We start from the raw sequence: 25831 nt of genomic DNA on the forward strand, positions 1-25831 counted from the left end.
TTCACCCAACTGGACCCCGGCCTCCGCCGGGGAGGAAGATCGTCTGGAGAGACTCCCCGCCCAATCGACGGGAAGCCCACCTATGCCCTAGATATGGATCGCCCGGCCATACGCGCCCAGCACACTCTCGTGCATCATCTCGGACAGGGTCGGATGCGCGAACACCGTCTCCATCAGTTCCTGCTCCGTCGTCTCCAGCTGGCGCGCGACGACATAGCCCTGGATCAGCTCGGTCACTTCCGCGCCCACCATGTGCGCGCCCAGCAGCTCACCGGTCTTCGCGTCGAACACCGTCTTCACGAAGCCCTCGGCCTCGCCCAGCGCGATCGCCTTGCCGTTGCCGATGAAGGGGAACTTGCCAACCTTCAGCTCGTAGCCGGCCTCCTTCGCCTTCGCCTCGGTAATGCCGACGCTCGCCACCTGCGGGCGGGAATAGGTGCAGCCGGGGATGTTGCCCTTGTCCATCTGGTGTGGATGACCGCCGGCGATCTTCTCGACCGCGATCACACCCTCATGGCTCGCCTTGTGCGCCAGCCACGGTGCGCCCGTCACGTCGCCGATCGCCCAGATACCGTCGACGTTGGTCTGGCCGTACCCGTTGGTCTTGATGTGACCGCGGTCGGTTTCGACGCCCAGTGCCTCCAACCCGATTTCCTCGGTGTTCGGCACGATGCCGATCGCGACGATGACATGGCTGAACTCGGTCGTCTCGACCTTGCCGTCCTTGCCCTTGATCGCAGCTTTCACGCTACCCGCGCCCGGCTCGATCTTCTCGACGCCCGCGCCGGTCACGATCTTGATGCCCTGCTTGGTCAGCGCCTTGTCCATGAAGGTCGAGATTTCCTCGTCCTCCACCGGCAGGATGCGGGGCAGCATTTCGACGATCGTCACGTCGGCGCCCATATCGTTGTAGAAGCTGGCGAACTCCACGCCGATCGCACCCGATCCGATGACCAACAGCTTCGTCGGCATCTCGGTCGGCACCATCGCATGGCGATACGTCCACACGCGCTTGCCGTCGGCTTTGGCGAACGGCAGGTCGCGGGCGCGCGCGCCGGTGGCGATCAGGATGTTCTTCGCCTCAAGCTCGACCGTCTTGTCGCCCTGCTTGACGCTCAGCTTGCCCTTGCCGGTGATCGCGCCGACGCCCTCATGCACCGCGACCTTGTTCTTCTTCATCAGGCCCTTGACGCCCGCGTTCAGCTGGCCCGCGACCTTGCGGCTGCGATCGACGATCTTGCCCAGGTCGAAACCGACATTGTCCGCCTTCAAGCCGTATGAATCGGCGTGCGTCATGTAATGATAGATTTCCGACGTGCGCAGCAGCGCCTTGGTCGGGATGCAGCCCCAGTTCAGGCAGATGCCACCCAGCCGCTCGCGTTCCACGATGGCGACCTTCAGGCCAAGCTGGCTCGCCCGGATCGCGGCGACATAGCCACCGGGGCCGGAGCCGAGGATGATGAGGTCGTAGGATTCGGCCACTTGTCGGTTCCTTCTCAGCGTCCGGCGCGAGGGCCGGTCAATTGTTCGTTTGCTCGACGATGACCGGCGGCACGCGTCGCGGCTGCCGGTCCTCGCCGATCGCGACGAAGGTGAATTTGGCCTCCGTCACCTTGTAACTGCGGTCGTCGTGGCGCGCGCGGCGCCAGCTTTCGACGTCGATCGTCATCGATGTGCGGCCGACACGCGCCAGCTTGGCGTACACCGACACCTCGTCCCCGACGACGACGGGGCGGTGAAAGGTCATGCCCTCCACCGCGATCGTCACCGCGCGGCCATGGCTGTGGCGCGATGCGACCGAGCCCGCGGCCGAATCCATCATGCTCATCAGCCACCCGCCGAAGATGTCGCCATAAGGATTGGTATCCGCCGGCATTGCAATCACGCGCACCGCCGGCAGCCCTTCTGGCGGCATCTCGTCGGGATGGACGTCCATCGCCGGGATCAGGCGAGCATGCCGAGCGGCCGCTCGACCAGTTCCTTGAAAACCTTCATCAGCTCGGCGCCATCGGCCCCGTCGATCGCGCGGTGGTCGAAGCTGCCCGTCGCCGACATGACGCTGGCGATGCCCAGTTCGCCGTCGACGATGTACGGCCGCTTCTCACCGGCACCGATCGCCAGGATCATGCCCTGCGGCGGGTTGATGACCGCCTCGAACTGCTTGATCCCGAACATGCCCATGTTGCTGATCGACGCGGTGCCGCCCTGGAATTCCTCGGGCTTCAGCTTGTTCTCCTTGGCGCGCGCGGCCATGTCCTTGACCGCTGCCGAGATCGACGACAGCGAGCGGGTATCTGCCTCCGTCACGATCGGCGTGATCAGGCCCGACGGCGTGGACACCGCGACCGAGATGTCGGCGCGCTTGAACGTCACCAGCTGGTCCGGTGTGAACATCACGTTGCACTTCGGCACCGCCATCAGCGACACCGCCAGCGCCTTCACCAGCAGGTCGTTCACCGACAGCTTCACGCCGCGGCTTTCCAGCGAGGCGTTCAGCTCGCCGCGCAGCTTCAACAGCGCGTCGAGGCGCACGTCCACCGTCAGGTAGATGTGCGGCACCGTCTGCTTCGATTCGGTCAGGCGGCGCGCGATCGTCTTGCGCATGTTGCTGAGCTTGGTCAGCTCGTGCGGGATATCCGGCACCGTCGCGGGCTTTGCGGCAGGAGCCGGTGCAGCAGCAGCGGCGGGCGCTTCCGTGGTCGACGTGGCGGCCTTGGCAGGGGCGGCACCCGCCTTGGCACCGTCGAGATCGGCCTTCACGATCCGGCCCTTGGGACCGGAGCCGGTGACGCCGGCGATGTCGATGCCCTTCTCGGCGGCGAGACGACGGGCCAGCGGGCTCGCCTTCACGCGGTCGCCCGATGCCGCCGGTTTGGCCGCGCCGGCGTCGGCGGGACGGCCATGATCCTCGGCCTCGCTCTCGCTGCGGGCGACGGGCGCGCCCTCATTGCCCTTGGTGTTGGGATCGGTCGCGTCCGGCGTGCCCTTGAACGCGGGGTCGGCAGGCTGCGGCGTTTCCGATTTCGCGGCGGGTGCGCTGATGCTGGACGCATCCTCGCCCTCTTCCAGCAGGATCGCGATGACCGTGCCGACCTTCACATTGTCGGTGCCTTCGGCGACCAGGATCTTGCCGATCGTGCCTTCGTCGACCGCCTCGAACTCCATCGTCGCCTTGTCGGTCTCAATCTCGGACATGATGTCGCCGGACGACACGGTGTCGCCCTCCTTCACCAGCCATTTGGCGAGCGTGCCCTCTTCCATCGTGGGCGACAGCGCGGGCATCTTGATCTCGATCGGCATGAAGGTCCTCGGGCTTCGGTAAGGGCACGCTCTCTCGCCCCACGGCGCGCGCGGGTCAAGCCCGACGCGCTTGCACGATCGCCGCCATGGCGTCACACCACGTCCGGAACGGGGCTTATCATGCGCATCTATCTGGTAGTGATCGACGACAGTCCGGAAGCGGAGATCGCCCTGCGGTTCGCCGCCCGCCGCGCGGTGAAGACCGGTGGCGGTGTCGAAATCCTCACCCTGCTACCGCCGCAGGAATTCATCGCGTTCGGCGGCGTCCAGGCCACGATCGAGGAAGAGGCGCGCCATCATGCCGAGGGGCTGGTATCGCGCGCCGCCGGCACGCTGTTCTCTGAATCCGGTCTGACGCCGGCGATCACCGTCCACGGTGGTGAGGGGCCGAAGGTGATCCGCGACATGATCGCCGCCAATCCCGATATCGCCGCGCTCGTGCTGGGCGCCGCCGCATCGGGCGCGCCGGGCGCGCTCGTCACCCATTTCACCGGTGCCGACGCCGGTGCGCTGGCGGTGCCGGTGATGATCATCCCCGGCTCGCTGACCCCCGAACAGATCGATCGCCTGAGCTGAAGCCCATGGCTGCGCCGCCGCTGGTCTTTGCCCATCGCGGCGCGTCCGCCTGGCGGCCCGAACACACGCTGCCCGCCTATGCCCGCGCGATCCGCGACGGCGCCGATTATATCGAACCCGATCTGGTGATGACCCGCGACGGCGTCCTGGTCGCCCGTCACGAAAACAACATCGCCGACACCACCGACGTCGCCCGCCACCCCCGCTTCGCCGATCGCTGCACCACCAAGACGATCGACGGCCTGTCGCACACCGGCTGGTTCACGGAGGATTTCACGCTCGACGAACTGAAGACGCTGCGCGCGATCGAGCGATTGGGCCATGTCCGTCCGGAAAGCCGCTCCTATGACGGGCTGTTTCCCATCCTGACCTGGGACGAGATCGTCGATTTCGCCGCCACCGAATCGGCCCGGCTGCACCGCCCGATCGGCCTCGTCCCCGAACTGAAACACTCTACCTATTTCGCCGGTATCGGCCTGCCGCTGGAGGACAGCTTCATGGCCGCCTGCGCGCGCCATCCCTGGCTGCGCATCGCCCCGCTGGAGGTCCAGTCGTTCGAGACGGCAAACCTGCGCTATCTGCGCGACCGGCTGGGCCGCCCCGCCAATCTGCGCCTGATGCAGTTGATCGGTGACGCCGACGCTCACCCCGCCGACGATCCCACCCTGTCCTATGCCACGATGACAACCCCCGCCGGCCTTACCGAGATCGCGCGCTATGCCGATGTCGTCGCACCCTCCGCCCGCGCGGTCATCCCGCTCGGCCCCGACGATCGTCTGCTCGCCCCCACCTCGCTGGTCGCAGACGCGCACGCGGCCGGCCTGCTCGTCCGCGTCTGGACGTTTCGCCCCGAAAACCGCTTCCTGGCTGCGGACTTCCGCGACGATGCCGGCGCCGACGCGCGCAACCCGTCTGGATCGATCGCCGAGATGCGCGCCTATCTCGCTACCGGCCTCGACGGTTTCTTCACCGACGATCCTGCGTTGGGCAGAGCCGCGCTGGCAACATGACAAGAATGTTAATCGTCACCGAAACGTCTTTATTCCGCAACGTCCGCGTCATTCCCCGCCGCCAATAAGCGCCCACGGCCAACGCGCCCACCGGGGGATTTTCCATGACTGTTTCGACCGCGAACCTCGCCTATGACGATGGCGACATCGACACGAACGTGTCGGCCAACCCGCATATCGACGAGCTGATCGCCAGCCGTTATTCGCGCCGGCAGACGCTGCGCGGCGGTCTGTCCGCGATGACGGCGGCGGTGTTCGGCGGCATGTTGCTGAGCGGCTGCGACGATGATGACGACAGCCCCGATCCCGTCACGGTCGATGCCGGCAGTGCGGTGGCGACCACCGCCGGCCGCCCCGTCACGCTGACCGGCGCCACCGTCGGCGCCGTGGCCGGCACCGGCTGGTCACAGGTCAGCGGGCCGAGCGTCACGATCAACAACGCCGCAACGTCGACCGCCTCGTTCACCGCGCCCGGCGTCACGACTGCGACGCCGCTCGTCTTCCGCTTCTCGGCCACCAACAGCGCCGGGACAGCCTCGACCGCCGACGCCACCGTCACCGTCAGCCCCGCCGTGCTGGGCTTTACCGCCGTGCCGAAGAGCCTCGCCGATATCGTCGCCGTGCCCGATGGCTATGCCGTCACCGTCCTCTATCGCCTCGGCGATCCGATCGCGTCGGGCGTCGCGGCCTATGCCAATAACGGTACCGACACGAACTTCGCCCAGCGCGCCGGCGATCATCATGACGGCATGAGCTATTTCGGCCTGTCCGCCAGCGCCAGCACGCCGGATCCAACGAACAGCAGCCGCGGTCTGCTCGTGATGAACCACGAGAATATCAGCGAGCAGTATCTGCATGTGAACGGCGTCACCGCCGGTGCCGTCCGGCTGGAAAGCGAGGCGATCAAGGAGATCGAATCGCATGGCGTCTCGGTGATCGAGATATCGCGCACCGCGGCTAGCGGCACATGGAGCTATAACCAGTCGTCCGCCCTCAACCGTCGCGTCACGCCCAACACGCCGGTGTCGTTCAGCGGCCCGGTGCGCGGCAACGCCGTCCTGCGCACGCGCCAGTCGCCCGATGGCACCGCCGGTCGCGGCACGATCAACAATTGCGCCAACGGCACGATGCCGTGGCACACATACCTGACCTGCGAAGAGAACTGGGCCGGTTACTTCCGCCGCGCCACCGGCGACGCCGCGCTGCGCACCGCCGCCGGTCGCGGCAAGGAGAACACCTCGCTGACCCGTTACGGTATCCGCGAAGGCAATGCCGGCAATTACGGCTGGTCCACCGTCGTCCCCGCCGACACCACCAGCACGATCTATGCCCGCTGGAACGCCAGCGTGATTGCCGGAACCGTCACCGATGGCACCACAGATTTCAGCCACGAACCGTTCCAGCTCGGCTGGGTGGTCGAGATCGATCCCTTCGATCCCGCCGCCACCCCGCGCAAGCGCACCGCGCTTGGCCGCATGAATCACGAGGGCTGCGAAATCGGCCGCACCATCGCCGGCGTGAAGCCCGCCTTCTACATGGGCGACGACGCGCAGAACGAATATCTCTATAAATTCGTCTCCGCCACGCCGTGGTCGGCCGCCGACGCCAACGCCACCAACCGCCTTGCCATCGGCGACAAATATCTCGACGCCGGCACGCTGTACGTCGCGAAGATGAATGCGGATGGCAGCGGCCAGTGGCTGCCGCTGGTGTTCGGCCAGAACGGCCTGACCTCGTCGAACGCCACCTATGCGTTCGCCGATCAGGCCGATGTGCTGGTCAACACCCGTCTTGCCGCCGACATCCTCGGCGCGACGAAGATGGACCGGCCGGAATGGACCGCCGTCAATCCCGCCACCGGCGAGATGTACTTGACGCTGACCAACAACTCGTCGCGCACCGCCGCCAATGTCGATGCGCCCAACCCGCGCGCCTACACCGATCCGAAGACGGACGGCCGCTCGGCCGGCACCGGCAACGTCAACGGCCACGTCATCCGCCTGCGCGAAACGGGTGACACGTCGGAGGCGACCGCGTTCGCGTGGGACATCTATGCCTTCGGCGCCGGCAGCGACCTGAACCCGACCAACATCAACCTGTCGGGGCTGGATGCCACCAACGACTTCTCGTCGCCCGACGGCCTGTGGTTCGGCCTGAACAGCAATGCCACCGGTCAGGGTACGCCGGTGATGTGGATCGAAACCGACGACGGTGCCTATACCGATGTCACCAACTGCATGCTGCTCGCCGCCATTCCCGGCACGGTTGGCGATGGCGGCACCCGGTCGGTGACCAGCTCGCTCGGCGGCGTAACCAACACCGTCACCACCCGCACCGGCAAGGCGCCGGGTGCCACCCTGCGCCGCTTTCTGGTCGGGCCGAAGCAGTGCGAGATCACCGGCATCCATTCGACGCCGGATGGCCGCTCGCTGTTCGTGAACATCCAGCATCCGGGCGAAGGCGGCAACGCGTCGGCCATCTCTAGCAACTGGCCCGCCAACCAGACCGGCACCGCCGCCCCCACCTCGCGCCCGCGTTCGGCAACGATCGTCATCACGCGCACCGACGGCGGCCTCGTCGGCCTGTAAGCCGAAACCCTGTTCCCCGGCGCAGGCCGGGGTCCAGTTGGGTGAAACGTCGTCATGAAAACGACGACCTTTCCAACTGGACCCGGCCTTCGCCGGGGAACTGCATCCAACCCGATCGAACCAAAACCATACCGATCGCTTGACGATCCCCGATACCGACGCGATACCGCTACCAAAGCAGGAAGAGGATCGCATGGCACACCAATCGTTCGCGCTGGACAGCGCGCTGCCGGCCGACTGGCGACAGGGGCTTTTCGTCGGCCGGATCGATCGCGGCGAAGGCCCGACCCCGATCCTCGTCGCCGCCGGCATCGCCTATGACATGACGTCCGTCGCTCCCACCGTCTCGGCGCTCGTCGCCGGCGGATCGTTCGACACCGCCGCCGGTACATCGCTCGGCGATCTGCTCGATCTCGGCCTGTCGCCGGATAGCGACGCTGCCGTCCGCCTGCTCAGCCCGATCGACCTGCAATGCGTGAAAGCCGCCGGTGTCACCTTCGCTGTCTCCGCACTGGAACGCGTGATCGAGGAACAGGCACGCGGCGATTACACCCGCGCCGCCGAAGTCCGGGGGGGCCTCGAAGCCGCGCTTGGCGGCAGCATCGGCTCGGTGATCCCCGGCTCCGAACAGGCCGCCACGCTGAAAAACGCGCTGATCGACGGCGGCATGTGGTCGCAATATCTGGAGGTCGCCATCGGCCCGGATGCGGAGATCTTCACCAAATCCCCCGTCCTCTCCACCGTCGGCTGCGGCGCGCCGATCGGCATCCGCTCCGATTCCACCTGGAACAACCCCGAACCCGAAGTCGTCCTGCTCGCCGACGCGCATGGCCATGCGGTCGGCGCGACACTCGGCAATGACGTGAACCTGCGCGATTTCGAGGGTCGCTCGGCCCTGCTGCTCAGCAAGGCGAAGGACAACAACGCCTCCTGCTCGCTCGGCCCGCTCATCCGCCTGTTCGACGACGGCTTCACGATGGACGACGTCCGCGACGCCCAGATCGCGCTGCGGATCGAGGGCGAGGACGGCTATGTCCTGAACGGCGCCAGTTCGATGCGTGAGATCAGCCGTGATCCCGAAGACCTGCTGGCCCAGTCACTCAGCGAGCATCATTACCCCGACGGATTCGTCCTGTTCCTCGGCACGCTGTTCGCCCCGACGCAGGATCGTGATCATCCCGGCCGCGGCTTCACGCACAAGGTCGGTGACGTGGTGACGATCAGCAACGATCGCCTCGGCACGCTCAGCAACCCTGTCACCACATGCGACCAAGCGCCACCATGGCAATTCGGCCTCGGCGACCTGATGCGCAACCTCGCCAAACGCGGTCTGCTCACGGCATGACCACCGCGCATTACCCCAGCCTCATCGACAAGCGCGTCATCGTCACCGGCGGCGGATCGGGCATCGGCGAGGGTCTCGTCACCGCGTTCGTGCAACAGGGCGCGCAGGTCGCCTTCGTCGATATCGCCGATGCCGACAGCGCCGCGCTGGTCGATCGCCTGTCGCCGGCAGCGCGCCACGCCCCCGTCTATCGCCACTGCGACTTGACGGACCTCGACCAGCTTGCAACCGTCTTCGCCGATCTAGAAAGCGCGCTCGGCGGCGTCGACATCCTCATCAACAACGCCGGCAACGACGACCGCCATTCGATCGACGACGTCACCCCCGAATACTGGGACCAGCGCCTGAACGTGAACCTGCGCCACCAGTTCTTCGCCGCCAAGGCGGTGGTGCCTGCGATGAAGCGCGCCGGCGGCGGTGCGATCCTGAACTTTGGATCGATCAGCTGGCACCTCGCCCTGCCCGACCTGATCCTCTACCAGACATGCAAGGCCGCGATCGAAGGCCTGACGCGCAGCCTCGCCCGCGATCTCGGCCGCGACAACATCCGCGTCAACACGATCGTCCCCGGCAACGTCCAGACCCCCCGTCAGGAGAAATGGTACACGCCCGAGGGCGAGGCCGAGATCGTCGCCGCGCAATGCCTCGATGGCCGTATTCAGCCGGCCGACGTCGCCGCGCTCGTCCTGTTCCTCGCGTCCGACGATGCGCGTATGTGTACCGGCCACGACTATTTTATCGATGCGGGGTGGCGATGAACATCAAGGCAGAACACGCACTAACCGTCGGCGCGACGCTGGGCGAGGGACCGATCTGGGTCGATGACGCGCTCTGGTTCGTCGATATCAAGCAACAGCGCATCTATCGCCACGATCCCGCCACCGGCGCGCTCGATCACTGGCCTGCGCCCGAAATGGTCGGCTGGGTGCTTCCCGCCGAACCGGGGAAGTTCGTCGTCGGGCTACGTTCAGGCCCGCATCGCTTCGACCCCGCGACCGGCGCGTTCGAGCCGATTGCCAGCGTCGATACCGATCTGCCGGCCAACCGCCTGAACGACGCCGCGCTCGATCCCGCCGGCCGTATCTGGTTCGGCACGATGGACGATGACGAGGCCGCGATCAGCGGTCGCCTCTATCGCCTCGACGGCACCACCGTCACCGACAGCGGCGCCGATCCCGTTGCGATCACCAACGGCCCCGCGATCAGCCCGGCCGGCGACCGCCTCTACCACGTCGATACCATCGGCAAGCGCATCACCGTCCACCCGCTGTCGCCCGACGGCACGCTGGGCGCGGGCGAAACCTTTCAGACGTTCACGATGGATGACGGCTATCCTGATGGCGCGATCTGCGATGCGGAGGGCGGCGTCTGGCTCGGCCTGTACAGCGGCTGGGAAGCCCGCCGCTACGCGCCCGACGGTACACTGACCGACGTGGTCGAATTCCCCGTCGCCAACATCACCAAGATCGCGCTCGGCGGCCCCGATGGCCGCACCGCATACGCGACGACCGCGCGCCAGGGCCTCGACAACACCGCCCTCGCTGCCCAGCCGCTGGCCGGCGACATCTTCACCTTCCGGGTCTCCGTGCCCGCCAAACCGCCACTCAGAGCGGCCTGAACGCAGGCGTCCAACAAGGCGCGACAGAGAGGAAGCACGAACGTGGAAGCAAGACAGGTCAATAACGGTCTGATCGGCCTGATCGTCGCGGTCGCGACGATCGGCGGGTTCATGTTCGGCTATGATTCCGGCGTCATCAACGGCACGCAAAAGGGGATCGAGGCGGCGTTCGACCTCGGCCGGCTCGGCATCGGCGTCAATGTCGGCGCGATCCTCGTCGGATCGTCGATCGGCGCGTTCACCGCCGGTCGCCTCGCCGACCTGATCGGCCGCCGCAACACCATGATGCTCGCCGCCGTGCTGTTCATCGTCAGCGCGCTGCTGGCCGGTGCCGCCGGTTCCTCCGCGATCTTCATCATCGCCCGCATCATCGGCGGCCTCGGCGTCGGGGCCGCCAGCGTCACCAGCCCGGTCTATATCTCCGAAGTCACCCCCGCCAATGTGCGCGGCCGCCTGTCGAGCGTGCAGCAGGTGATGATTATCTCCGGCCTCACCGGGGCCTTCGTGGCCAACTTCCTTGTCGCCCGCTATGCTGGCGGATCGACCGCGATGTTCTGGGCCGGGTATGAGGCTTGGCGCTGGATGTTCTGGCTTCAGGTGATCCCGGCCGCGATCTATTTCGTGGCGCTGTTCTTCATCCCCGAAAGCCCCCGCTATCTCGTCGTGCGCGGCCGCGATGCCGAGGCGCAGGGCGTCCTCACCCGCCTGTTCGGCCCGGCCGAGGCCACCCGCAAGGTCGCCGACATCCGCGCCAGCCTCTCCGCCGATCAGCACAAGCCCCGCCTGTCCGACCTGATCGACAGGACCAGCGGCAAGATCCGCCCGATCCTGTGGGTCGGCATCGGCTTGGCCGTCTTCCAGCAGCTCGTCGGCATCAACGTCGTGTTCTATTACGGCGCGACCTTGTGGGAGGCGGTCGGCTTTACCGAGGACAACGCGCTCCAAATCAACATCCTGTCCGGCGCCCTCTCGATCGGCGCCTGCCTGCTGACGATCGCGCTGATCGACAGGATCGGCCGCAAGCCGCTCCTGCTGATCGGCTCGGCCGGCATGACCGTCACGCTCGCCACCGTCGCCTGGGCCTTCTCCACCTCCGTCCCCGGCGCATCCGGCACCGGCGTCACCCTGCCCGGCAACGCCGGCGTCATCGCGCTGGTCGCCGCCAACCTCTATGTGATCTTCTTCAACGTCAGCTGGGGTCCGGTGATGTGGGTGATGCTCGGCGAAATGTTCCCGACCCAGATCCGCGGCTCCGCCCTCGCCGTGTCCGGCTTCGCCCAGTGGATCGCCAACGCCGCCATCGCCGTCAGCTTCCCGTCGATGGTACTCTCGCCCGGCCTGTCGATCACCTACCTGCTCTACACGCTGGCGGCGCTGGTTTCGTTCTTCTTCGTGAAGGCGATGGTCCAGGAAACCCGCGGCCGCGAACTAGAGGACATGCAGGGCTGATCGCCACCGTCACCTCCGCGCCGGCGGGGGTGACGGAAATTCGGTCGATGTTCGATCGATACCTTTGGCATTTTTGCGATCCTCGCTGCGACCATGTGCATCTTGAGCATGGGCGTTAACCGCGCCAGCTCATTTGCCAGCGCCGGAACAAGCGCCGCTCACTGCGATCATCACTCGGAAACGGTTGGGCAGCTCCAGACCAAACCAGCCATTCCGTTTCCGCCCAAGTCGCGACATTCGCTGGCGTGAAAGCGGACCCGAACGACCGGGAATCCCGCTTGCCTATGCACTGCGTCCCAACAACCGATTTTGGCCTGAAATGAGGCATTAATGCGGGCTGGATCGTCTTTCCATTGCCACGTCCTTCGATAAGTAGGCGTCCGACGGCACACCCAACATGCTGCCGGGGGGACAAATGATGAAGAGGATGATCGCTGGACTGATCGGCATGGGGCTATTGGCAAATGCCATGCCAGCATTTGCCGCCGTGAAGCTGAATGTCGATAGATCCGGCACACTGACCGGCGCGACCGGCGTTGTTATTGGTAAAAACACTTACAATGTCGACTTCTTCGATAACAGCTGCACCGTCGTTTTCGGCACCTGCTCGGCAAGCAAGTTCGACTTCAAGACAGATGTAACGGCAAGGGATGCAGCCAGCGCATTGCTAAACCAAGTCTACACGACCGCTAACGTCAAGACTTATAGCAGGGTGCTTGGTTGCGAGGCAGGGATATGCGATAGCTATATACCATATCAGCTTTTTGCCGGTGATCCCAGTTACGCCTTGGCCATCGTGGCAGCATACCGCGGAACCGATCGAAAGTTCGTAGGAGCAGGGCCGGCATATCCGGAAATCAATACCTCGACCACGGCGGACTCGTCGGTAAATTATGTACGCTTTACGATGCAGACTGTAGCCGCCGTGCCCGAGCCCGCGACTTGGGCGATGATGCTGGTCGGCTTCGGCATGGTTGGCGCGGCCTCCCGCTCTCGTCGCCGGAGCACCGCAACAACCTTTGCCTAACGCTCTTACCCAATTGGATTTAAGAGCCGTCAGTCGAAAGGCTGGCGGCTTTTCCATATCCGCTGTCCACCGAACCCCGCCATTCCGACGCTCGGCCTTCTTGATGAGATTACCGGCACCGAACGCTGGCTGACCCGCACGCACCTCACCAACGTACCGCTCCGGCCGAAATCACTTGTCGCCTTATGCTCGACGATGCGACAACCTTCCTGCTATCAAGCCGCGCTGACCGGAGCACCCAGCATGTTCGTCGATTTCCGCAATGCCTGGCCGCCGCCCGAACCGTGGCAGCCGAAGCCGCAACCGCCGCGGATCAGTCGTCGGGGCGAATCGGTGCTGGCGTGGATACTCGGGTTCAACCTGCTGATGCTGTTCCTCGGGCCGCTGGCTGGCGCGACGGTGATCGATGCGGTGGTCGCCCTGTTCCGGTCTTGAAGCTCACCCGATCCGTTCCAAGCCCGCCGCATACGCCTTCGCCCGCGCGACGTAATGCGCTGCCGAAAGGCGCAGTTTCTCGATCGCTTCGGGTGGCAACGTCCGCACCGCCCGTGCCGGCGACCCGACGATCAGGCTGCCCGCCGGGAAGTCCTTCCCCTCCGTCACCAGCGCCCCCGCGCCGATCAGGCAGCCGTCGCCGATCGTCGCGCCGTTCAGCACCGTCGCACCCATGCCCACCAGCACATCGTCGCCGATGGCACAGCCATGCAGGATCGCGTGATGCCCGATCGTGCAACCCCGCCCCACGGTAAGCGGATAACCAGGATCGGAGTGCATCATCACCCCCTCCTGCACATTGGTGCCGTCACCCACGGTGATGGCGGTATTGTCCGCCCGGATCACCGCGCCGAACCACACGCCGACATCGCGGCCCAGCACCACCTCGCCGATCAGGTCGGCCGAGGGCGCGATCCATGCCGATCCATCCGCCGGCAATCTGGGGCGTTTCCCGTCGATCGCATACACGGCCATCAGCGCGCCTCCTTCACCCGCAGGCGATATTGGTGCAGCAGCGGCTCCGTATAGCCATTGGGCTGGCCCAGCCCCTCGAACACCAGCGCCCGCGCCGCCTGGAACGCCAGGCTGGTGTCCTCCCGCCCCGCCATCGGCCGGTACAGCGGATCGCCCGCATTCTGTGCATCGACCTTTGCCGCCATCCGCCGAAGGGCGCCCTCCGCCTCATCCGCCGTCGCCACCCCGTGGAGCAGCCAGTTGGCCATATGCTGCGATGAGATGCGCAGCGTCGCGCGGTCCTCCATCAGCCCGACATCATGAATGTCAGGCACCTTGGAACACCCCACCCCCTGATCGACCCAGCGCACCACATAGCCCAGGATGCCCTGCGCATTATTCTCCAATTCCTCGCGCACCTCGTCCGGCCGCCAGTTCCGCCCCGCCGCAACCGGCACCGTCAGCAACGCATCCAACGACGCCGGCATCTCCCCCGCCCGCGCCGCCTGTCGCGTCTGCACATCGACATCATGATAATGCGTCGCGTGCAGCGTCGCCGCGGTGGGAGACGGCACCCAGGCGGTGGATGCGCCGGTCATCGGATGCGCGACCTTCTGTGCCAGCATGTCCGCCATCCGGTCGGGCGCCGCCCACATGCCCTTGCCGATCTGCGCCCGCCCGCTCAGGCCGCACGCCAGCCCGATCTGCACGTTGCGATCCTCATACGCGCCGATCCACGCCGCCCCCTTCATCTCGCCCTTGCGGATCATCGGTCCGGCCCGCATCGCGCTGTGCATCTCGTCGCCGGTGCGATCGAGGAAGCCGGTGTTGATGAACACCAACCGGTGCCGCACCGCCGCGATGCACGCCGCCAGATTGGCCGACGTCCGCCGCTCCTCGTCCATCACTCCGACCTTGATCGTGTGCCGCGCCAGCCCCAGCATATCCTCGACCGCGTCGAACAGCCGGTCGGTGAACGCGGCTTCTTCCGGCCCGTGCATCTTGGGCTTCACGATATAGATCGATCCCGTCCGGCTGTTCTGCCGCGCGCCGTTCACGTCATGCAGCCCGATCAGGCTGGTGACGATCGCATCCAATATCCCCTCCGGCGCCTCGCTCCCGTCGGGCAGGCGCACCGCCGGCGTCGTCATCAGATGCCCGACATTGCGCACGAACATCAGGCTGCGCCCCGGCAGCGTGAAGCCCGTGCCGTCCGGCGCGACATAGTCGCGGTCCGCCGCCAGCCGCCGCTCCACCGTCTGCCCGCCCTTGTCGAACGACGCCGCCAGCGTCCCCGTCATCAGCCCCAGCCAATTGTCATATGCCGCGACCTTGTCGTCGGCATCCACCGCCGCCACTGAATCCTCCAGATCGGCAATCGTGCTCAGCGCCGATTCCAGCACGACATCCGCCAGCCCCGCTGCATCGTCGCGCCCGATCGGATGCGCGGCGTCGATCACCAATTCAATATGCAGCCCATGATGGCGCAGCAGCCAGTTCGCGCCAGCCCGACCGACCAGTTGCGCCGGGTCGGCCAGCACCGGCGCTTCCCCCTTCCAGTCGCGCCAAGTCCCTTCGGCCAGCGGCACCGCCCGGTCCAGAAAGTCCCGCGCCCACGCGATCACCGCCTCCCCGCGCGCCGCGTCATACCCGCCGCCCGCCGCGTGGCCCGGAATTGCATCCGTCCCGTACAGCGCATCGTACAGGCTGCCCCAGCGCGCATTCGCCGCGTTCAACAGGAAACGCGCATTCAGGATCGGAACCACCAGTTGCGGCCCCGCCAGCGTCGCGACTTCGGCATCGACATTGGCCGGATCGATCATGAAAGGCGCCGGCTCGTCGACCAGATAGCCGATCGACCGCAGGAACGCCTGATACTCACCCTGATCGACCGCTGCGCCCGCCCGCGCGCCGTGCCACGCATCAAGCTGCGCCTGCATGGCATCCCGCACCGCCAGCAGCCGCGCATTCTCCGGCGCGAACCGCGCATAGACCGCCGCCATCCCCGCCCAGAAATCAGCCGGCGCGATCCCCGTCCCCGGCAACGCACGCTCTTCCAAAAACGCCACCAGTGGCGCCGCGACGCTCAACCCGGCCCGCTGCTCGAACTCCGCCATCGTCCATTTCCCCGCCCATGATTTTTCCGCGATCATAGCCGAGCATCGCCGCTATCCAATAGGCCCATCGACCCCCGGCCGATCGCTCGCCAAGGCCAACGTCACCGCATCGATCCGCCGCAGCATCGCTACGAACCCGGCGACCTCGTCCGCCGGAAAGCTGGCGAAGATCCGCCGCTCCAGATCGATCGCCTTGGGCGCTACCGCCGCATATAGCGTCTCCCCCGCCGCCGTCAGCGACAGCAGGTGTGACCGCCGGTCCTGCGGGTTGGCCACCCGCGCCAGCAACCCGCGATCGACCAGCGCGATCGCCGCGCGGCTGACCGTCACCTTATCCATCCGCGTCCGCGCGCCGATCTCGGCCTGTGTGATCCCGCCGGTCTCGGCGACCACCGCCACCAGCCGCCATTCCGGGATCGTGAGCCCGAACAGCGCCTCATAGGTCCGCGCGATCGTGTCGCTCACCAGATTGGAGGTGAACGACAGCCGGTACGGAATGAAATCGTCGAGCGCGAGCGTGGTCATTAGGCGATAGTAACGATTGACACTATCCCGGCAACGGCCCAAATTGGTATCAATCGATACGAAATTTGCGATGAGGATGCCGATCATGGAGCATATGGACGTCAACCCGATGGGTCTCGACGGGTTCGAATTCGCCGAATTCACCTCGCCCGATCCCGACGCGCTGGGCGCGCAGTTCGAGGCGCTGGGCTTCACCGCCGCCGCCACCCATCCGACGCGCGCCGTCACCCGGTACAAGCAGGGCCGCATCAACCTGCTCCTGAACCGCATGGACACCGGCCACGCTGCTGATTTCCGCACGGCGCACGGCCCCTCGGCCAGCGGCATGGCCTTCCGCGTCCACGACGCCAAAGCCGCCTATGACGCCGCCATCGCGCGCGGCGCCAAGTCCGCCGACGCCGCCACCGGCGCGCTGGGCAGCGGTTATGCGCTGGAGGGGATCGGCGGATCGATGCTCTATCTGGTCGATCGCCACGGCGGCGCCGGCTCGCTCTATGACGACTGGGACCAGATTCCCGGCGCGGCCGAGGCAGAGGCCGCCAACAATGTCGGTCTCGACCTGCTCGACCACCTGACCCACAATGTGCGTCGCGGCCAGATGCGGACATGGTCTACCTTCTACGGCCAGATCTTCGGTTTCGAGGAACAGAAGTATTTCGACATCAAGGGCAAGGCGACCGGCCTGTTCAGCCAGGCCATGATCGCCCCGGACCGCGCGATCCGCATCCCCCTGAACGAGAGCCAGGACGACAAGAGCCAGATCGAGGAATTCATCCGCGATTACAATGGCGAGGGCATCCAGCATCTCGCCCTCACCACCCCCGACATCTACACCACCGTCGAAAAACTCCGCGCCCGCGGCGTGAAGTTGCAGGACACGATCGAAACCTATTACGAACTGGTCGACAAGCGCGTCCCGAACCACGGCGAAGACCTGGAACGCCTCCGCGCCAACCGCATCCTGATCGACGGCAATGTTGGCGAAGAGGGCCTGTTGTTGCAGATCTTCACCGAGACGATGGTAGGGCCGATCTTCTTCGAAATCATCCAGCGCAAGGGCAACGAGGGTTTCGGGAACGGGAATTTTCAGGCGTTGTATGAAAGTATCGAGCTGGATCAGATCCGGCGCGGCGTGGTGACAGTCGACGCCTAAGCGTCGGCCGAACGCCGCACGAAGGTGCGGCCCGCGCCCGGCCAGCGCGACAAAGCCGGCGCATAAGGCGCGGCTTTGTCGCGTCTGACGCGCCGGCGGGTGGAAAGACGGAGAGCAACCAACATGACCCACTACCAACCCGGCTTCGCCAACCACCACGCGACCGAGGCCGTCCCCGGCGCGCTTCCGATCGGCCGTAATTCCCCCCAGCACACGCCCTTCGGCCTCTACGCCGAGCAGCTCTCCGGCACCGCCTTTACTGCGCCGCGCGCCGAGAACCGCCGCAGCTGGCTCTACCGCCTGCGCCCCACCGCCAACCACCCCGCCTTTACCCCCTATGAAGGCGCCCAGCACCTCAAATCCGCCCCCTTCGCCGATGCCCCCCCCAGCCCCAACCGCCTTCGCTGGGATCCGCTGCCCTTCCCCACCGAAGCGACCGATTTCGTCGACGGCCTCGTCACCTATGGCGGCAATGGCGATATCGGCACGGGCACGGGCGTCGGCATCCACCTCTATGCCGCCACCGCCGACATGGTCGATCGCGCCTTCTTCTCCGCCGATGGCGAGCTGCTGATCGTCCCGCAGCAGGGCAGCCTGCTGATCGACACCGAACTCGGCCGCCTCGAAGTCGCCCCGCTCCAGATCGCGCTGATCCCGCGCGGCATCCGTTTCCGCGTCGAACTGCTCGATGGCCCAGCGCGCGGTTATGTCTGCGAGAATTACGGTGCGCTGTTCCGCTTGCCCGATCTCGGCCCGATCGGCGCCAACGGCCTCGCCAACCCGCGTGATTTCGAGACCCCCGTCGCCCGTTTCGAGGATGACGACCGCCCTCATCGGATCATCCAGAAATATCAGGGCAGCCTCTGGGCCACGACGCTCGACCACAGCCCGTTCGACGTCGTCGCGTGGCATGGCAACCTCGCCCCCTGCCGTTATGACCTCGCGCGCTTCAACACGATCAACACCGTCAGCTTCGACCATCCCGATCCGTCGATCTTCACCGTCTTGACCAGCCCCAGCGACACGCCCGGCACTGCCAATTGCGACGTCGTGATCTTCCCGCCGCGCTGGATGGTGGCCGAGGGCACGTTCCGGCCGCCATGGTTCCACCGCAACGTCATGAGCGAATTCATGGGCCTCATCACCGGCGCTTATGATGCCAAGGAAGGCGGCTTCGCCCCCGGCGGCGCGTCCTTGCACAACCAGATGAACGGCCACGGCCCCGATCAGGCCAGCTACGAAAAGGCCGTCGCCGCCGACCTGAAACCGGTGAAGATCACCGACACCATGGCGTTCATGGTCGAAACCCGCTTCCCCGTCCGCCCGACCCGCTGGGCCAGCGAGACGCCGACGATGCAGCTCGATTACGACGACGTATGGCGGGGGTTCGCGAAGGCACAACTGCCGCAATGACCCTCCACGGCTATTGGCGCTCCACCACGTCCTATCGCGTCCGCATCGCGCTGAACCTGAAGGGGCTGGCGTACGATCAGATCACCCACGACCTGCGCACTGGCGCCCAACGCGCCGACGCCTATCGCCGGATCGCGCCACAGGGCCTCGTCCCCGCGCTCGACACCGGTGACGCTATCCTGACGCAAAGCCCGGCGATCCTCGAATGGCTGGAGGAGACGCATCCCGCGCCGCCGCTGCTCCCCGCCGACCCCACCGCCCGCGCCATCGTGCGCGGCATGGCGGCGACCATCGCCTGCGACATCCACCCGATCAACAATCTGCGCGTCCTCACCACCCTCCGCCGCGACCTTGCCGCCACCGAGGCACAGGTGACGGCATGGATCGCCACGTGGATCGGCGCCGGTTTCGAGGCTTTGGAAACGCAGATCGGCCGCCACGGTGACGGCTTCGCTTATGGCGCCATCCCGACCCTCGCCGACTGCCACCTCGTCCCCCAAGTCTATGCCGCCGAGCGGTTCGCGGTCGATCTCACCCCCTATCCGCACCTGACCGCCGCCGCCGCCAACGCCCGCGCGCTCCACCCCGTGGCCGCCGCCCACCCCGATCGCCAGCCCGACGCCGACGCATGAGCGAAGCCACCCCCGCCCCGTCCAGCCAGCGCCTGTTCGCCACCCCGCCCGGCCTGCGTCTCGGCCCCCTCGCCATGGTCGCCGACGGCAAGGCCCGCAGCATCGTCGTCCAGATGCGCGCCGGCCGCTTTCATGGCTTCGTCGTCCGCCACGGCGACCACGTCCACGGCTATGTCGATCGCTGCCCCCACGCCGGCGTCTCCCTCGCGCAGAAACTGGACGACTATCTCAGCCCCGACAGCACCCTGATCGCCTGCAGCTTCCACGGCGCGCTCTTCACCATCGACACCGGCCGCTGCATCGGCGGCCCCTGCATCGGCCAGCACCTGACCCCATGGCCGGTCGAGGTGATAAACGGCGACCTGACCACCGCCGCCGCAACCCCTCTCCCACCGGGAGAGGGAAAAGCCGCCAAAGGCGGCGAAGGATGAGGACAGACCCGGAACACCGGTGATGCTCACGCGAAGATGCGAAGCGGAGAAGATGTTTTACGCGGAGAGGCGGGTACACGGAGACATATCACGTCGAGCAGATCGCCCGATGACTCACCATCCGATCGTGACGCTAGATGTTGCTTCCAGTCAACCTGAACCGGTGTCGCAGCCTGCGCTGAACCGCCTCTTGATACCAGCGAGTTAGATCGCCGGTCTGGAAAAGGATGGTCGATCGGGAAAGCGTGAACTCTGAGCGCTTTCACCAAAAAAGGCTAGAAGCGCATGTAATGCTAGCGTCCGACAACCGCCCGCATCAGTGGTCGCCCGCCTTCGCGCGTTGCGCCACCACGATGGCGGCATCGCTGCCAAGACTATAGAGAAAATCACGACGCTCTAACGATCCGATCCGGAAGGCCTTTAGTTTCCTGGATTGGTCATGAGACAACAGGAAACGGGTGTATCCACGTGATATCAAGCATTCCTCCGTCTCGCCCTGTAGCTTGCTCTGTAGTGCATCCACTTCACGATCGGGTCTGTACATTCGCCTCAGCAACACGTTCCGGTTAGATTGGGCAATAAGCCCCTCGTCATCGATCGTCCGTGCCATGGGCGGCATGTTATTTTCTCTCTCGAGCGCTTCAAAGCCCTGGACACACGATTTAGATTCCTTGTCTGCTGCAACATCGCGGGCAGCGGACCTCAAACTACAAGAAACGGCATCGGCATCGTAATCCGAACGGAAAACGCCTGGTTTGCCCCAACTATAAGCTGCGCGTACCGCCCCCTTGGCCTGAAGCGGATTTGTCGAAGAAAGCAGCAATGCCGAGTATGCTAATATTTTAACCAGCATCACCGCAGATCCTTTTTGATGTAACCGATTAACTGGGACATCCATGCATTTGTGCGCCGCGCGAATTCGATATTTGCGTGAGTCGCGCATGTATAACAGACCTCCGCGTGAACTCTCCTCCCGCCTTGGCGCCTTCGCTTGAACACCCCTAATCAACGCGCGAGCGCCAATAGAACCAGCATTGCCTAACCCACCCTGCCAGGCGCAAACGCCGCACCCATGAATAACGCATCCCTGTCGAAGCGCACCCGCCGCCTGCGCCGCGGTGCCTGGGTCACCGGCGTCATCAGCGCCATCTTCATCGCCTTCGCCGGCGCGGCGGGGTATTTCGATCGTGACCCGGTGTATGTCTATCCGGCGGTCGGCCGGCCTCAGCAGATCGCCGTCGTCAACGTCTCCGGCGACATGGGGCTGCGCTTCCTGCTCGGCGCCTCCACCTCGCGCGGGCTGACCGAGCGCGGCTTCCCGGTCGTCGGCATCTCGTCCCCCGGCCTGTTCCGCCAGCGCCGCTCCGCCGCCGAGGTGGACGCGATCATCGCCGACGCGGTCAGGACCGGTCTCGCCCGCACCGGCGCCTCGCGGATTGTCGTCATCGGCCAGTCCTACGGCGCCGATGTCGTCCAGACCGGCCTCGCCCACCTGCCCGCCGATCTGCGTCGGCGGGTCGCCGCGATCATCCTGATCCTGCCCGGCGATACCGTGTTCTATCGCGCCGACCCATCGGGTATCGTCTATCACGGCCAGCCCGACAGCATCGCCACCACGACCGCCGATACGCTCGATTGGGCGTCGCTCACCTGCATTTATGGTGCAGAGGAGACCGACAGCCTGTGCCCCCGCCTGAAGCTGCCCGGCGCGCGGATCATCGCCATGCCCGGCGGCCACAACATCAACCACGACGCGGACGGCCTGCTCGCCCATGTCCTCACCGCGATCCACGCCGTCATGCCGGCCAGGACCCGCTGATACACCACGCGGATCACCGCCGTTACGGGATTTAGAAGATCGGGTCCGTTTCTGTCGGCGTCCCACACCTCAACTCGACGCTACGTTACGCGTCGCAATCGAACTTTCGGTGCGGCTGGGCTTGCAGGCGGGCAAGCCCTCGTTCTAGAGAGACGAGGCACTCTCGGGTGCCAATGCTCATCGGGGCCAGCCCGCTGCCAGAGGATGAACGGCTTCTCATGACGACGACCGGCATCGATGCCATCCAACAGTCGATCGGCACCGAATATGTGTCCGATTGGGTGGAGGTGTCGCAGGACATGATAGACCGCTTCGCCGCGGCGACCGGCGATCACCAGTTCATCCATGTCGATCCCGCCGCCGCCGCGCTGACGCCGTTCGGCGGCACCATCGCGCACGGTTTTCTCACCCTGTCACTGATGCCGATGCTGATGGCGAAGACCGACATGCCCCGGCTGTCGGGCGCGCGGATGGGCGTCAACTATGGCGGCGACAAGGTTCGTTTCCTCACGCCCGTCCCCTCCGGCACCCGCGTCCGCGGCCGCTTCGTGCCGCTATCCTTCGTCGAAAAACGCCCCGGCCAGTATCAGCAATCCACCCAATTCACCGTCGAGATAGAGGGCGTGGACAAACCCGCCCTCGTCGCCGAGTGGATTTCACAAGTATTTGTATAACAACCACTTTCTATAATCGTCACGCGGTCATCTGCGTGAAGAAGGAGAAGCTACCATGCGTTCCGCCGTCATCGTCTCCACCGCCCGCACCCCCATCGGCCGCGCCTATCGCGGCGCCTTCAACAACCTCCCCTCGCCCAGCCTCGCCGCCCACGCGATCAAGGCCGCGGTGGAGCGCGCGAAGCTGGATGGCGGCGAGGTCGATGACGTCGTCTGGGGCGCCGCGCTTCAGCAGGGGCATCAGGCCGGCAACATTGCCCGCACCAGCCTGCTCCGCGCCGGTCTGCCGACCACCGTCTCGGGCATGTCGGTCGACCGCCAGTGCGCCAGCGGCCTGATGGCCATCGCCACCGCCGCCAAGCAGGTGATCGTCGACGGCATGGACATCGCCATCGGCGGCGGCGTCGACAGCATCAGCCTCGTCCAGACGCCCAAGATGAACATCGCCCCCGATCCCAAGCTGCTGGCGATGCACAAGGACATCTACATGCCGATGCTCCAGACGGCGGAGATCGTCGCCAAGCGCTACGGCATCACCCGCGACCAGATGGACGAATACAGCCTTCAGTCGCAACAGCGCACCGCCGCCGCCCAGGCCGCCGGTCGTTTCGATGACGAGATCGTCCCCGTCACCGCGACGATGGCCATCGTCAACAAGGAGACCAAGGAGGTCACCCATCAGGAGGTGACGCTGACCAAGGACGAGGGCAACCGTGCCGACACCACGCTGGCGGGCTTGTCCTCGCTGAAGCCCGTGCTCGGCGAAGACGCCACGATCACCGCCGGCAACGCCTCGCAACTGTCCGACGGCGCCTCCGCCAGTGTGCTGATGACCGAAGAGGAAGCCGCCCATCGCGGCCTGACCCCGCTCGGCCGTTATGTCGGCATGGCCGTCGCCGGCACCGAACCCGACGAGATGGGCATCGGCCCGGTCTTCGCCATTCCCAAGCTGCTCGCCCGCAACGGCCTGACCATGGACGATATCGGCCTGTGGGAGCTGAACGAGGCGTTCGCGGTGCAGGTACTGTATTGCCGCGACAAGCTCGGCATCCCCAATGACCTCCTCAATGTCGATGGCGGCGCGATCTCGATCGGCCACCCTTATGGCATGTCCGGCGCCCGCATGACCGGACACGCCCTGATTGAGGGCAAGCGCCGCGGCGCCAAGTATGTCGTCGTGACGATGTGCGTCGGCGGCGGCATGGGTGCGGCCGGCCTGTTCGAGGTGCTTTGACGCAGGCGGAGCAACCAACGGTCGCTCTCCTCGTTCTTCCGACAACCCCATCAAGGAGAGCACCGACATGGCCGACCACGACAATCCACAGGAAATCGCCGCCAAGTTCATCGAGAAGGTAAAGGCCAGTCCGTACGTCATGCTGGGTCTGACCAACGGTCGGCATTCCGAACCGATGTATGTCCGCCTCGACGACGATCAGCCGAACACGCTGTTCATCTTCGCCGGTAAGGACAATCGCGCGGCTGGCGGCGGCGATGCGATGGTGCAGTTCGTCGGCAAGGGTCACGACTTCTTCGCCTGCCTCGCCGGCACGGTCAGTCAGGATAATGACCGCGCCCAGATCGACAAGCTGTGGGACAATGCCGTCGAGGCATGGTTCCCGCAGGGTAAATCCGATCCCAATCTCGCCCTGCTGCGTTTCGACGTCAGCTCGGCCGAATTGTGGGAAACCGACGTGGCGATCTCTGGCCGAATCAAGATGTTGTTCGGCGGGACGATTTCACCTGATGAATCGTCGAGCCATGCCAAGGTCAACTCGATCGCGTGATCGAATATGACGCTAAGAAAGGCGGCGGTCCCCGGACCGCCGCCTTTTTCGTATCAAATGAGGATCAGCTGTTCGCAGTGATCCACTGCTCCACCACCGGCGCGATCCGGTCGCGCCACTTGGAGCCGTTGAAGATGCCGTAATGGCCGACGCCTTCGGCCATCAAATACTGCTTCTTGTCGTCGGGCAGCGCAGTCGCCAGCGTCAGCGCCGCCTTCGTCTGGCCCAGCCCCGAGATATCGTCGCGCTCGCCCTCGATCGCCAGCAATCCGATATCGGTGATCGCGGCCGGATCGACGCGCTTGCCCCGATGAATATACTCACCTTTTGGCAGCGCATGCGTCTGAAACACGACGTCGATGGTCTGGAGATAGAATTCGGCCGTCATATCGCAGACCGACCGATACTCGTCGTAGAAATCCTTGGTCGATGTCGCGCCCTCACCGTCGCCCTGCACCAGATGCTTGAACATGCCCCAGTGGCTGATCATGTGGTTGCCCAGATTCATCGACATGAAGCCGGCAAGCTGCAGGAAGCCCGGGTAGACCCGGCGTCGCGCACCGGGATATTGCACCGGCACCTCGACGATCACGTTCTGCTCGAACCACGCATGCGGCCGCTTAGTCGCCAGCGTGTTCACCGCAGTCGGCGCCTCGCGCGTGTCGACCGGTCCACCCATCAGCGTCAGCGTCTTTGGCCGGCAAGGATTCTTGTCGGCGCTCATCACCGCGGCGGCGGCATAGGCCGGCACCGATGGCTGACAGACCGCCAGCACATGCGATCCCGGACCCATCAGCTCCAGGAACTCGACCAGATAATCGACATAATCGTCCAGATCGAAGCGCCCGTCGGTCATCGGCACCAGCTTCGCATCGCGCCAGTCGGTGATGTGGACGTCGGCGAACGGCAACATCCGTTCCACCGTCCCGCGCAACAACGTCGCGTAATGGCCGGACATCGGCGCGACGATCAGCAGCTTGGGGCCGCCCTCGACGCCATCACGGCGAAAGCGCTTAAGCTGCCCGAACGGCTTGCGCAGCAGAATCTCTTCGACGATCGGCACGTCGCGTCCGTCGATTTCGGTACGCGTGAAGCCAAAGGCTGGCTTTCCCCGCGGCGCCGCTGCATGAGCGAACACTTCCAGCGCCGATCCGACGATCGACCCGCCGCCCATATAGGAAAACGGGTTTGCCGGATTCTGGAACCACTCCGCTCCGAAATTGGCCATCGCACTGGCGCCGGCCAACATGGAACGCTGCATTTCATAGGCGTGATAGAGCATCGGGTATCCTTTAGCCCTAGATAGGTTGCCGAGTTCGTAACGCAAATACGCTGCATGGCAACATTACCCTAGTATGATCGGGACACAAATCACGTTCCAATCCCGTTTCATGTTTTGCGTTGCACCCATCCCCGTTGAGC

At 65.4% G+C, this 25831-nt stretch carries 25 protein-coding genes; 17 read left to right on the plus strand and 8 right to left on the minus strand.

Annotated elements, in window-relative coordinates:
• Window positions 1-87: 87 nt before the first annotated feature.
• From lpdA to ASG67_RS09405, 3 genes are read right to left on the minus strand one after another with little or no spacing between them, the layout of a single operon-like run.
• Window positions 88-1482 (minus strand): dihydrolipoyl dehydrogenase, encoded by a 1395-nt coding sequence (gene lpdA, locus ASG67_RS09395; protein WP_056528728.1) that lies wholly within the window; start codon window positions 1480-1482, stop codon window positions 88-90.
• Between the two features lie 37 nt (window positions 1483-1519).
• Window positions 1520-1936 carry an acyl-CoA thioesterase gene (locus ASG67_RS09400; protein WP_056528733.1) on the minus strand — a complete coding sequence of 139 codons (417 nt, stop codon included), beginning with the start codon at window positions 1934-1936 and terminating at the stop codon, window positions 1520-1522.
• A gap of 8 nt (window positions 1937-1944) precedes the next feature.
• On the minus strand, window positions 1945-3300 hold the full coding sequence (locus ASG67_RS09405) for a pyruvate dehydrogenase complex dihydrolipoamide acetyltransferase (RefSeq protein WP_056528736.1): 1356 nt from the start codon (window positions 3298-3300) through the stop codon (window positions 1945-1947).
• Between the two features lie 120 nt (window positions 3301-3420).
• On the opposite strand from ASG67_RS09405, the gene ASG67_RS09410 reads away from it, so the two are divergent.
• The 9 genes from ASG67_RS09410 to ASG67_RS09450 all read left to right on the plus strand — a co-directional run bounded on the left by ASG67_RS09410 (window position 3421) and on the right by ASG67_RS09450 (window position 13348).
• Complete coding sequence (locus ASG67_RS09410) at window positions 3421-3876, plus strand: universal stress protein (protein WP_056528739.1); 456 nt, start codon at window positions 3421-3423, stop codon at window positions 3874-3876.
• Between the two features lie 5 nt (window positions 3877-3881).
• The gene (locus ASG67_RS09415; protein ID WP_056528741.1) at window positions 3882-4886 is read left to right on the plus strand and encodes a glycerophosphodiester phosphodiesterase; all 1005 of its coding nucleotides are present in this window, start codon (window positions 3882-3884) and stop codon (window positions 4884-4886) included.
• A 104-nt stretch (window positions 4887-4990) separates the two neighbouring features.
• On the plus strand, window positions 4991-7474 hold the full coding sequence (locus ASG67_RS09420) for a PhoX family protein (RefSeq protein ID WP_056528744.1): 2484 nt from the start codon (window positions 4991-4993) through the stop codon (window positions 7472-7474).
• A gap of 193 nt (window positions 7475-7667) precedes the next feature.
• Complete coding sequence (locus ASG67_RS09425) at window positions 7668-8819, plus strand: fumarylacetoacetate hydrolase family protein (RefSeq protein ID WP_056529232.1); 1152 nt, start codon at window positions 7668-7670, stop codon at window positions 8817-8819.
• On the plus strand, window positions 8816-9577 hold the full coding sequence (locus ASG67_RS09430; protein WP_056528747.1) for an SDR family NAD(P)-dependent oxidoreductase: 762 nt from the start codon (window positions 8816-8818) through the stop codon (window positions 9575-9577). The genes ASG67_RS09425 and ASG67_RS09430 overlap by 4 nt, the downstream gene beginning before the upstream one ends.
• The gene (locus ASG67_RS09435; RefSeq protein ID WP_056528751.1) at window positions 9574-10437 is read left to right on the plus strand and encodes an SMP-30/gluconolactonase/LRE family protein; all 864 of its coding nucleotides are present in this window, start codon (window positions 9574-9576) and stop codon (window positions 10435-10437) included. The genes ASG67_RS09430 and ASG67_RS09435 overlap by 4 nt, the downstream gene beginning before the upstream one ends.
• A 42-nt stretch (window positions 10438-10479) precedes the next feature.
• On the plus strand, window positions 10480-11886 hold the full coding sequence (locus tag ASG67_RS09440) for a sugar porter family MFS transporter (protein ID WP_056528754.1): 1407 nt from the start codon (window positions 10480-10482) through the stop codon (window positions 11884-11886).
• A gap of 427 nt (window positions 11887-12313) precedes the next feature.
• A complete protein-coding gene (locus tag ASG67_RS19450; protein ID WP_235535133.1) occupies window positions 12314-12913 on the plus strand; it encodes a PEPxxWA-CTERM sorting domain-containing protein in 600 nt (199 codons plus the stop codon).
• A gap of 243 nt (window positions 12914-13156) precedes the next feature.
• A complete protein-coding gene (locus tag ASG67_RS09450) occupies window positions 13157-13348 on the plus strand; it encodes a hypothetical protein (RefSeq protein WP_056528759.1) in 192 nt (63 codons plus the stop codon).
• A gap of 3 nt (window positions 13349-13351) precedes the next feature.
• Here the strand turns inward: ASG67_RS09450 and ASG67_RS09455 are convergent, their stop codons facing one another.
• From ASG67_RS09455 to ASG67_RS09465, 3 genes are read right to left on the minus strand one after another with little or no spacing between them, the layout of a single operon-like run.
• Window positions 13352-13882: a gamma carbonic anhydrase family protein gene (locus tag ASG67_RS09455; protein ID WP_056528762.1), complete on the minus strand. Its 531-nt coding sequence runs from the start codon at window positions 13880-13882 to the stop codon at window positions 13352-13354.
• Window positions 13882-15978: a malate synthase G gene (locus tag ASG67_RS09460; protein WP_056529233.1), complete on the minus strand. Its 2097-nt coding sequence runs from the start codon at window positions 15976-15978 to the stop codon at window positions 13882-13884. The genes ASG67_RS09455 and ASG67_RS09460 overlap by 1 nt, the downstream gene beginning before the upstream one ends.
• A gap of 51 nt (window positions 15979-16029) precedes the next feature.
• A complete protein-coding gene (locus ASG67_RS09465) occupies window positions 16030-16503 on the minus strand; it encodes a MarR family winged helix-turn-helix transcriptional regulator (RefSeq protein WP_056529236.1) in 474 nt (157 codons plus the stop codon).
• A gap of 70 nt (window positions 16504-16573) precedes the next feature.
• On the opposite strand from ASG67_RS09465, the gene hppD reads away from it, so the two are divergent.
• The 4 genes from hppD (at window position 16574) to ASG67_RS09485 (ending at window position 20132) form a co-directional block, all read left to right on the plus strand.
• Complete coding sequence (hppD, locus tag ASG67_RS09470; RefSeq protein ID WP_235535134.1) at window positions 16574-17656, plus strand: 4-hydroxyphenylpyruvate dioxygenase; 1083 nt, start codon at window positions 16574-16576, stop codon at window positions 17654-17656.
• 123 nt (window positions 17657-17779) lie between these two features.
• The gene (gene hmgA / locus ASG67_RS09475) at window positions 17780-19069 is read left to right on the plus strand and encodes a homogentisate 1,2-dioxygenase (protein ID WP_056528768.1); all 1290 of its coding nucleotides are present in this window, start codon (window positions 17780-17782) and stop codon (window positions 19067-19069) included.
• The gene (maiA, locus tag ASG67_RS09480; protein ID WP_056528771.1) at window positions 19066-19701 is read left to right on the plus strand and encodes a maleylacetoacetate isomerase; all 636 of its coding nucleotides are present in this window, start codon (window positions 19066-19068) and stop codon (window positions 19699-19701) included. Before hmgA ends, maiA begins: the two co-directional genes overlap by 4 nt.
• Window positions 19698-20132, plus strand: coding sequence for a Rieske (2Fe-2S) protein (locus ASG67_RS09485; protein ID WP_056528774.1), 435 nt, complete (start codon window positions 19698-19700; stop codon window positions 20130-20132). The genes maiA and ASG67_RS09485 overlap by 4 nt, the downstream gene beginning before the upstream one ends.
• Before the next feature lie 316 nt (window positions 20133-20448).
• Here the strand turns inward: ASG67_RS09485 and ASG67_RS18840 are convergent, their stop codons facing one another.
• Window positions 20449-21075 (minus strand): hypothetical protein, encoded by a 627-nt coding sequence (locus tag ASG67_RS18840; protein ID WP_156460723.1) that lies wholly within the window; start codon window positions 21073-21075, stop codon window positions 20449-20451.
• Window positions 21076-21204: 129 nt separating this feature from the next.
• On the opposite strand from ASG67_RS18840, the gene ASG67_RS09495 reads away from it, so the two are divergent.
• The 4 genes from ASG67_RS09495 (at window position 21205) to ASG67_RS09510 (ending at window position 24409) form a co-directional block, all read left to right on the plus strand.
• Window positions 21205-21951 carry an AcvB/VirJ family lysyl-phosphatidylglycerol hydrolase gene (locus ASG67_RS09495; protein WP_056528779.1) on the plus strand — a complete coding sequence of 249 codons (747 nt, stop codon included), beginning with the start codon at window positions 21205-21207 and terminating at the stop codon, window positions 21949-21951.
• 218 nt (window positions 21952-22169) lie between these two features.
• Complete coding sequence (locus tag ASG67_RS09500; protein WP_056528782.1) at window positions 22170-22625, plus strand: MaoC family dehydratase; 456 nt, start codon at window positions 22170-22172, stop codon at window positions 22623-22625.
• Between the two features lie 55 nt (window positions 22626-22680).
• Window positions 22681-23859 carry an acetyl-CoA C-acyltransferase gene (locus tag ASG67_RS09505; protein WP_056528786.1) on the plus strand — a complete coding sequence of 393 codons (1179 nt, stop codon included), beginning with the start codon at window positions 22681-22683 and terminating at the stop codon, window positions 23857-23859.
• Between the two features lie 67 nt (window positions 23860-23926).
• Entirely contained in the window at window positions 23927-24409 is a 483-nt protein-coding gene (locus ASG67_RS09510) for a pyridoxamine 5'-phosphate oxidase family protein (protein WP_056528789.1), read from the plus strand.
• A gap of 64 nt (window positions 24410-24473) precedes the next feature.
• Here the strand turns inward: ASG67_RS09510 and ASG67_RS09515 are convergent, their stop codons facing one another.
• Complete coding sequence (locus ASG67_RS09515) at window positions 24474-25691, minus strand: polyhydroxyalkanoate depolymerase (protein ID WP_056528792.1); 1218 nt, start codon at window positions 25689-25691, stop codon at window positions 24474-24476.
• Window positions 25692-25831 lie beyond the last annotated feature (140 nt).

The organism is Sphingomonas sp. Leaf339, from assembly GCF_001426195.1.
Classification (GTDB): Bacteria; Pseudomonadota; Alphaproteobacteria; order Sphingomonadales; family Sphingomonadaceae; genus Sphingomonas.

Coding starts and splice junctions, on each gene's coding strand:
- ASG67_RS09400 (WP_056528733.1), bottom strand. CDS start 1,936: ATGGACGTCCATCCCGACGAGATGCCGCCAGAAGGGCTGCCGGCGGTG.
- ASG67_RS09405 (WP_056528736.1), bottom strand. CDS start 3,300: ATGCCGATCGAGATCAAGATGCCCGCGCTGTCGCCCACGATGGAAGAG.
- ASG67_RS09410 (WP_056528739.1), top strand. CDS start 3,421: ATGCGCATCTATCTGGTAGTGATCGACGACAGTCCGGAAGCGGAGATC.
- ASG67_RS09415 (WP_056528741.1), top strand. CDS start 3,882: ATGGCTGCGCCGCCGCTGGTCTTTGCCCATCGCGGCGCGTCCGCCTGG.
- ASG67_RS09420 (WP_056528744.1), top strand. CDS start 4,991: ATGACTGTTTCGACCGCGAACCTCGCCTATGACGATGGCGACATCGAC.
- ASG67_RS09425 (WP_056529232.1), top strand. CDS start 7,668: ATGGCACACCAATCGTTCGCGCTGGACAGCGCGCTGCCGGCCGACTGG.
- ASG67_RS09430 (WP_056528747.1), top strand. CDS start 8,816: ATGACCACCGCGCATTACCCCAGCCTCATCGACAAGCGCGTCATCGTC.
- ASG67_RS09435 (WP_056528751.1), top strand. CDS start 9,574: ATGAACATCAAGGCAGAACACGCACTAACCGTCGGCGCGACGCTGGGC.
- ASG67_RS19450 (WP_235535133.1), top strand. CDS start 12,314: ATGATCGCTGGACTGATCGGCATGGGGCTATTGGCAAATGCCATGCCA.
- ASG67_RS09450 (WP_056528759.1), top strand. CDS start 13,157: ATGTTCGTCGATTTCCGCAATGCCTGGCCGCCGCCCGAACCGTGGCAG.
- ASG67_RS09455 (WP_056528762.1), bottom strand. CDS start 13,882: ATGGCCGTGTATGCGATCGACGGGAAACGCCCCAGATTGCCGGCGGAT.
- ASG67_RS09460 (WP_056529233.1), bottom strand. CDS start 15,978: ATGGCGGAGTTCGAGCAGCGGGCCGGGTTGAGCGTCGCGGCGCCACTG.
- ASG67_RS09465 (WP_056529236.1), bottom strand. CDS start 16,503: ATGACCACGCTCGCGCTCGACGATTTCATTCCGTACCGGCTGTCGTTC.
- hppD (WP_235535134.1), top strand. CDS start 16,574: ATGAGGATGCCGATCATGGAGCATATGGACGTCAACCCGATGGGTCTC.
- hmgA (WP_056528768.1), top strand. CDS start 17,780: ATGACCCACTACCAACCCGGCTTCGCCAACCACCACGCGACCGAGGCC.
- maiA (WP_056528771.1), top strand. CDS start 19,066: ATGACCCTCCACGGCTATTGGCGCTCCACCACGTCCTATCGCGTCCGC.
- ASG67_RS09485 (WP_056528774.1), top strand. CDS start 19,698: ATGAGCGAAGCCACCCCCGCCCCGTCCAGCCAGCGCCTGTTCGCCACC.
- ASG67_RS18840 (WP_156460723.1), bottom strand. CDS start 21,075: ATGCGCGACTCACGCAAATATCGAATTCGCGCGGCGCACAAATGCATG.
- ASG67_RS09495 (WP_056528779.1), top strand. CDS start 21,205: ATGAATAACGCATCCCTGTCGAAGCGCACCCGCCGCCTGCGCCGCGGT.
- ASG67_RS09500 (WP_056528782.1), top strand. CDS start 22,170: ATGACGACGACCGGCATCGATGCCATCCAACAGTCGATCGGCACCGAA.
- ASG67_RS09505 (WP_056528786.1), top strand. CDS start 22,681: ATGCGTTCCGCCGTCATCGTCTCCACCGCCCGCACCCCCATCGGCCGC.
- ASG67_RS09510 (WP_056528789.1), top strand. CDS start 23,927: ATGGCCGACCACGACAATCCACAGGAAATCGCCGCCAAGTTCATCGAG.
- ASG67_RS09515 (WP_056528792.1), bottom strand. CDS start 25,691: ATGCTCTATCACGCCTATGAAATGCAGCGTTCCATGTTGGCCGGCGCC.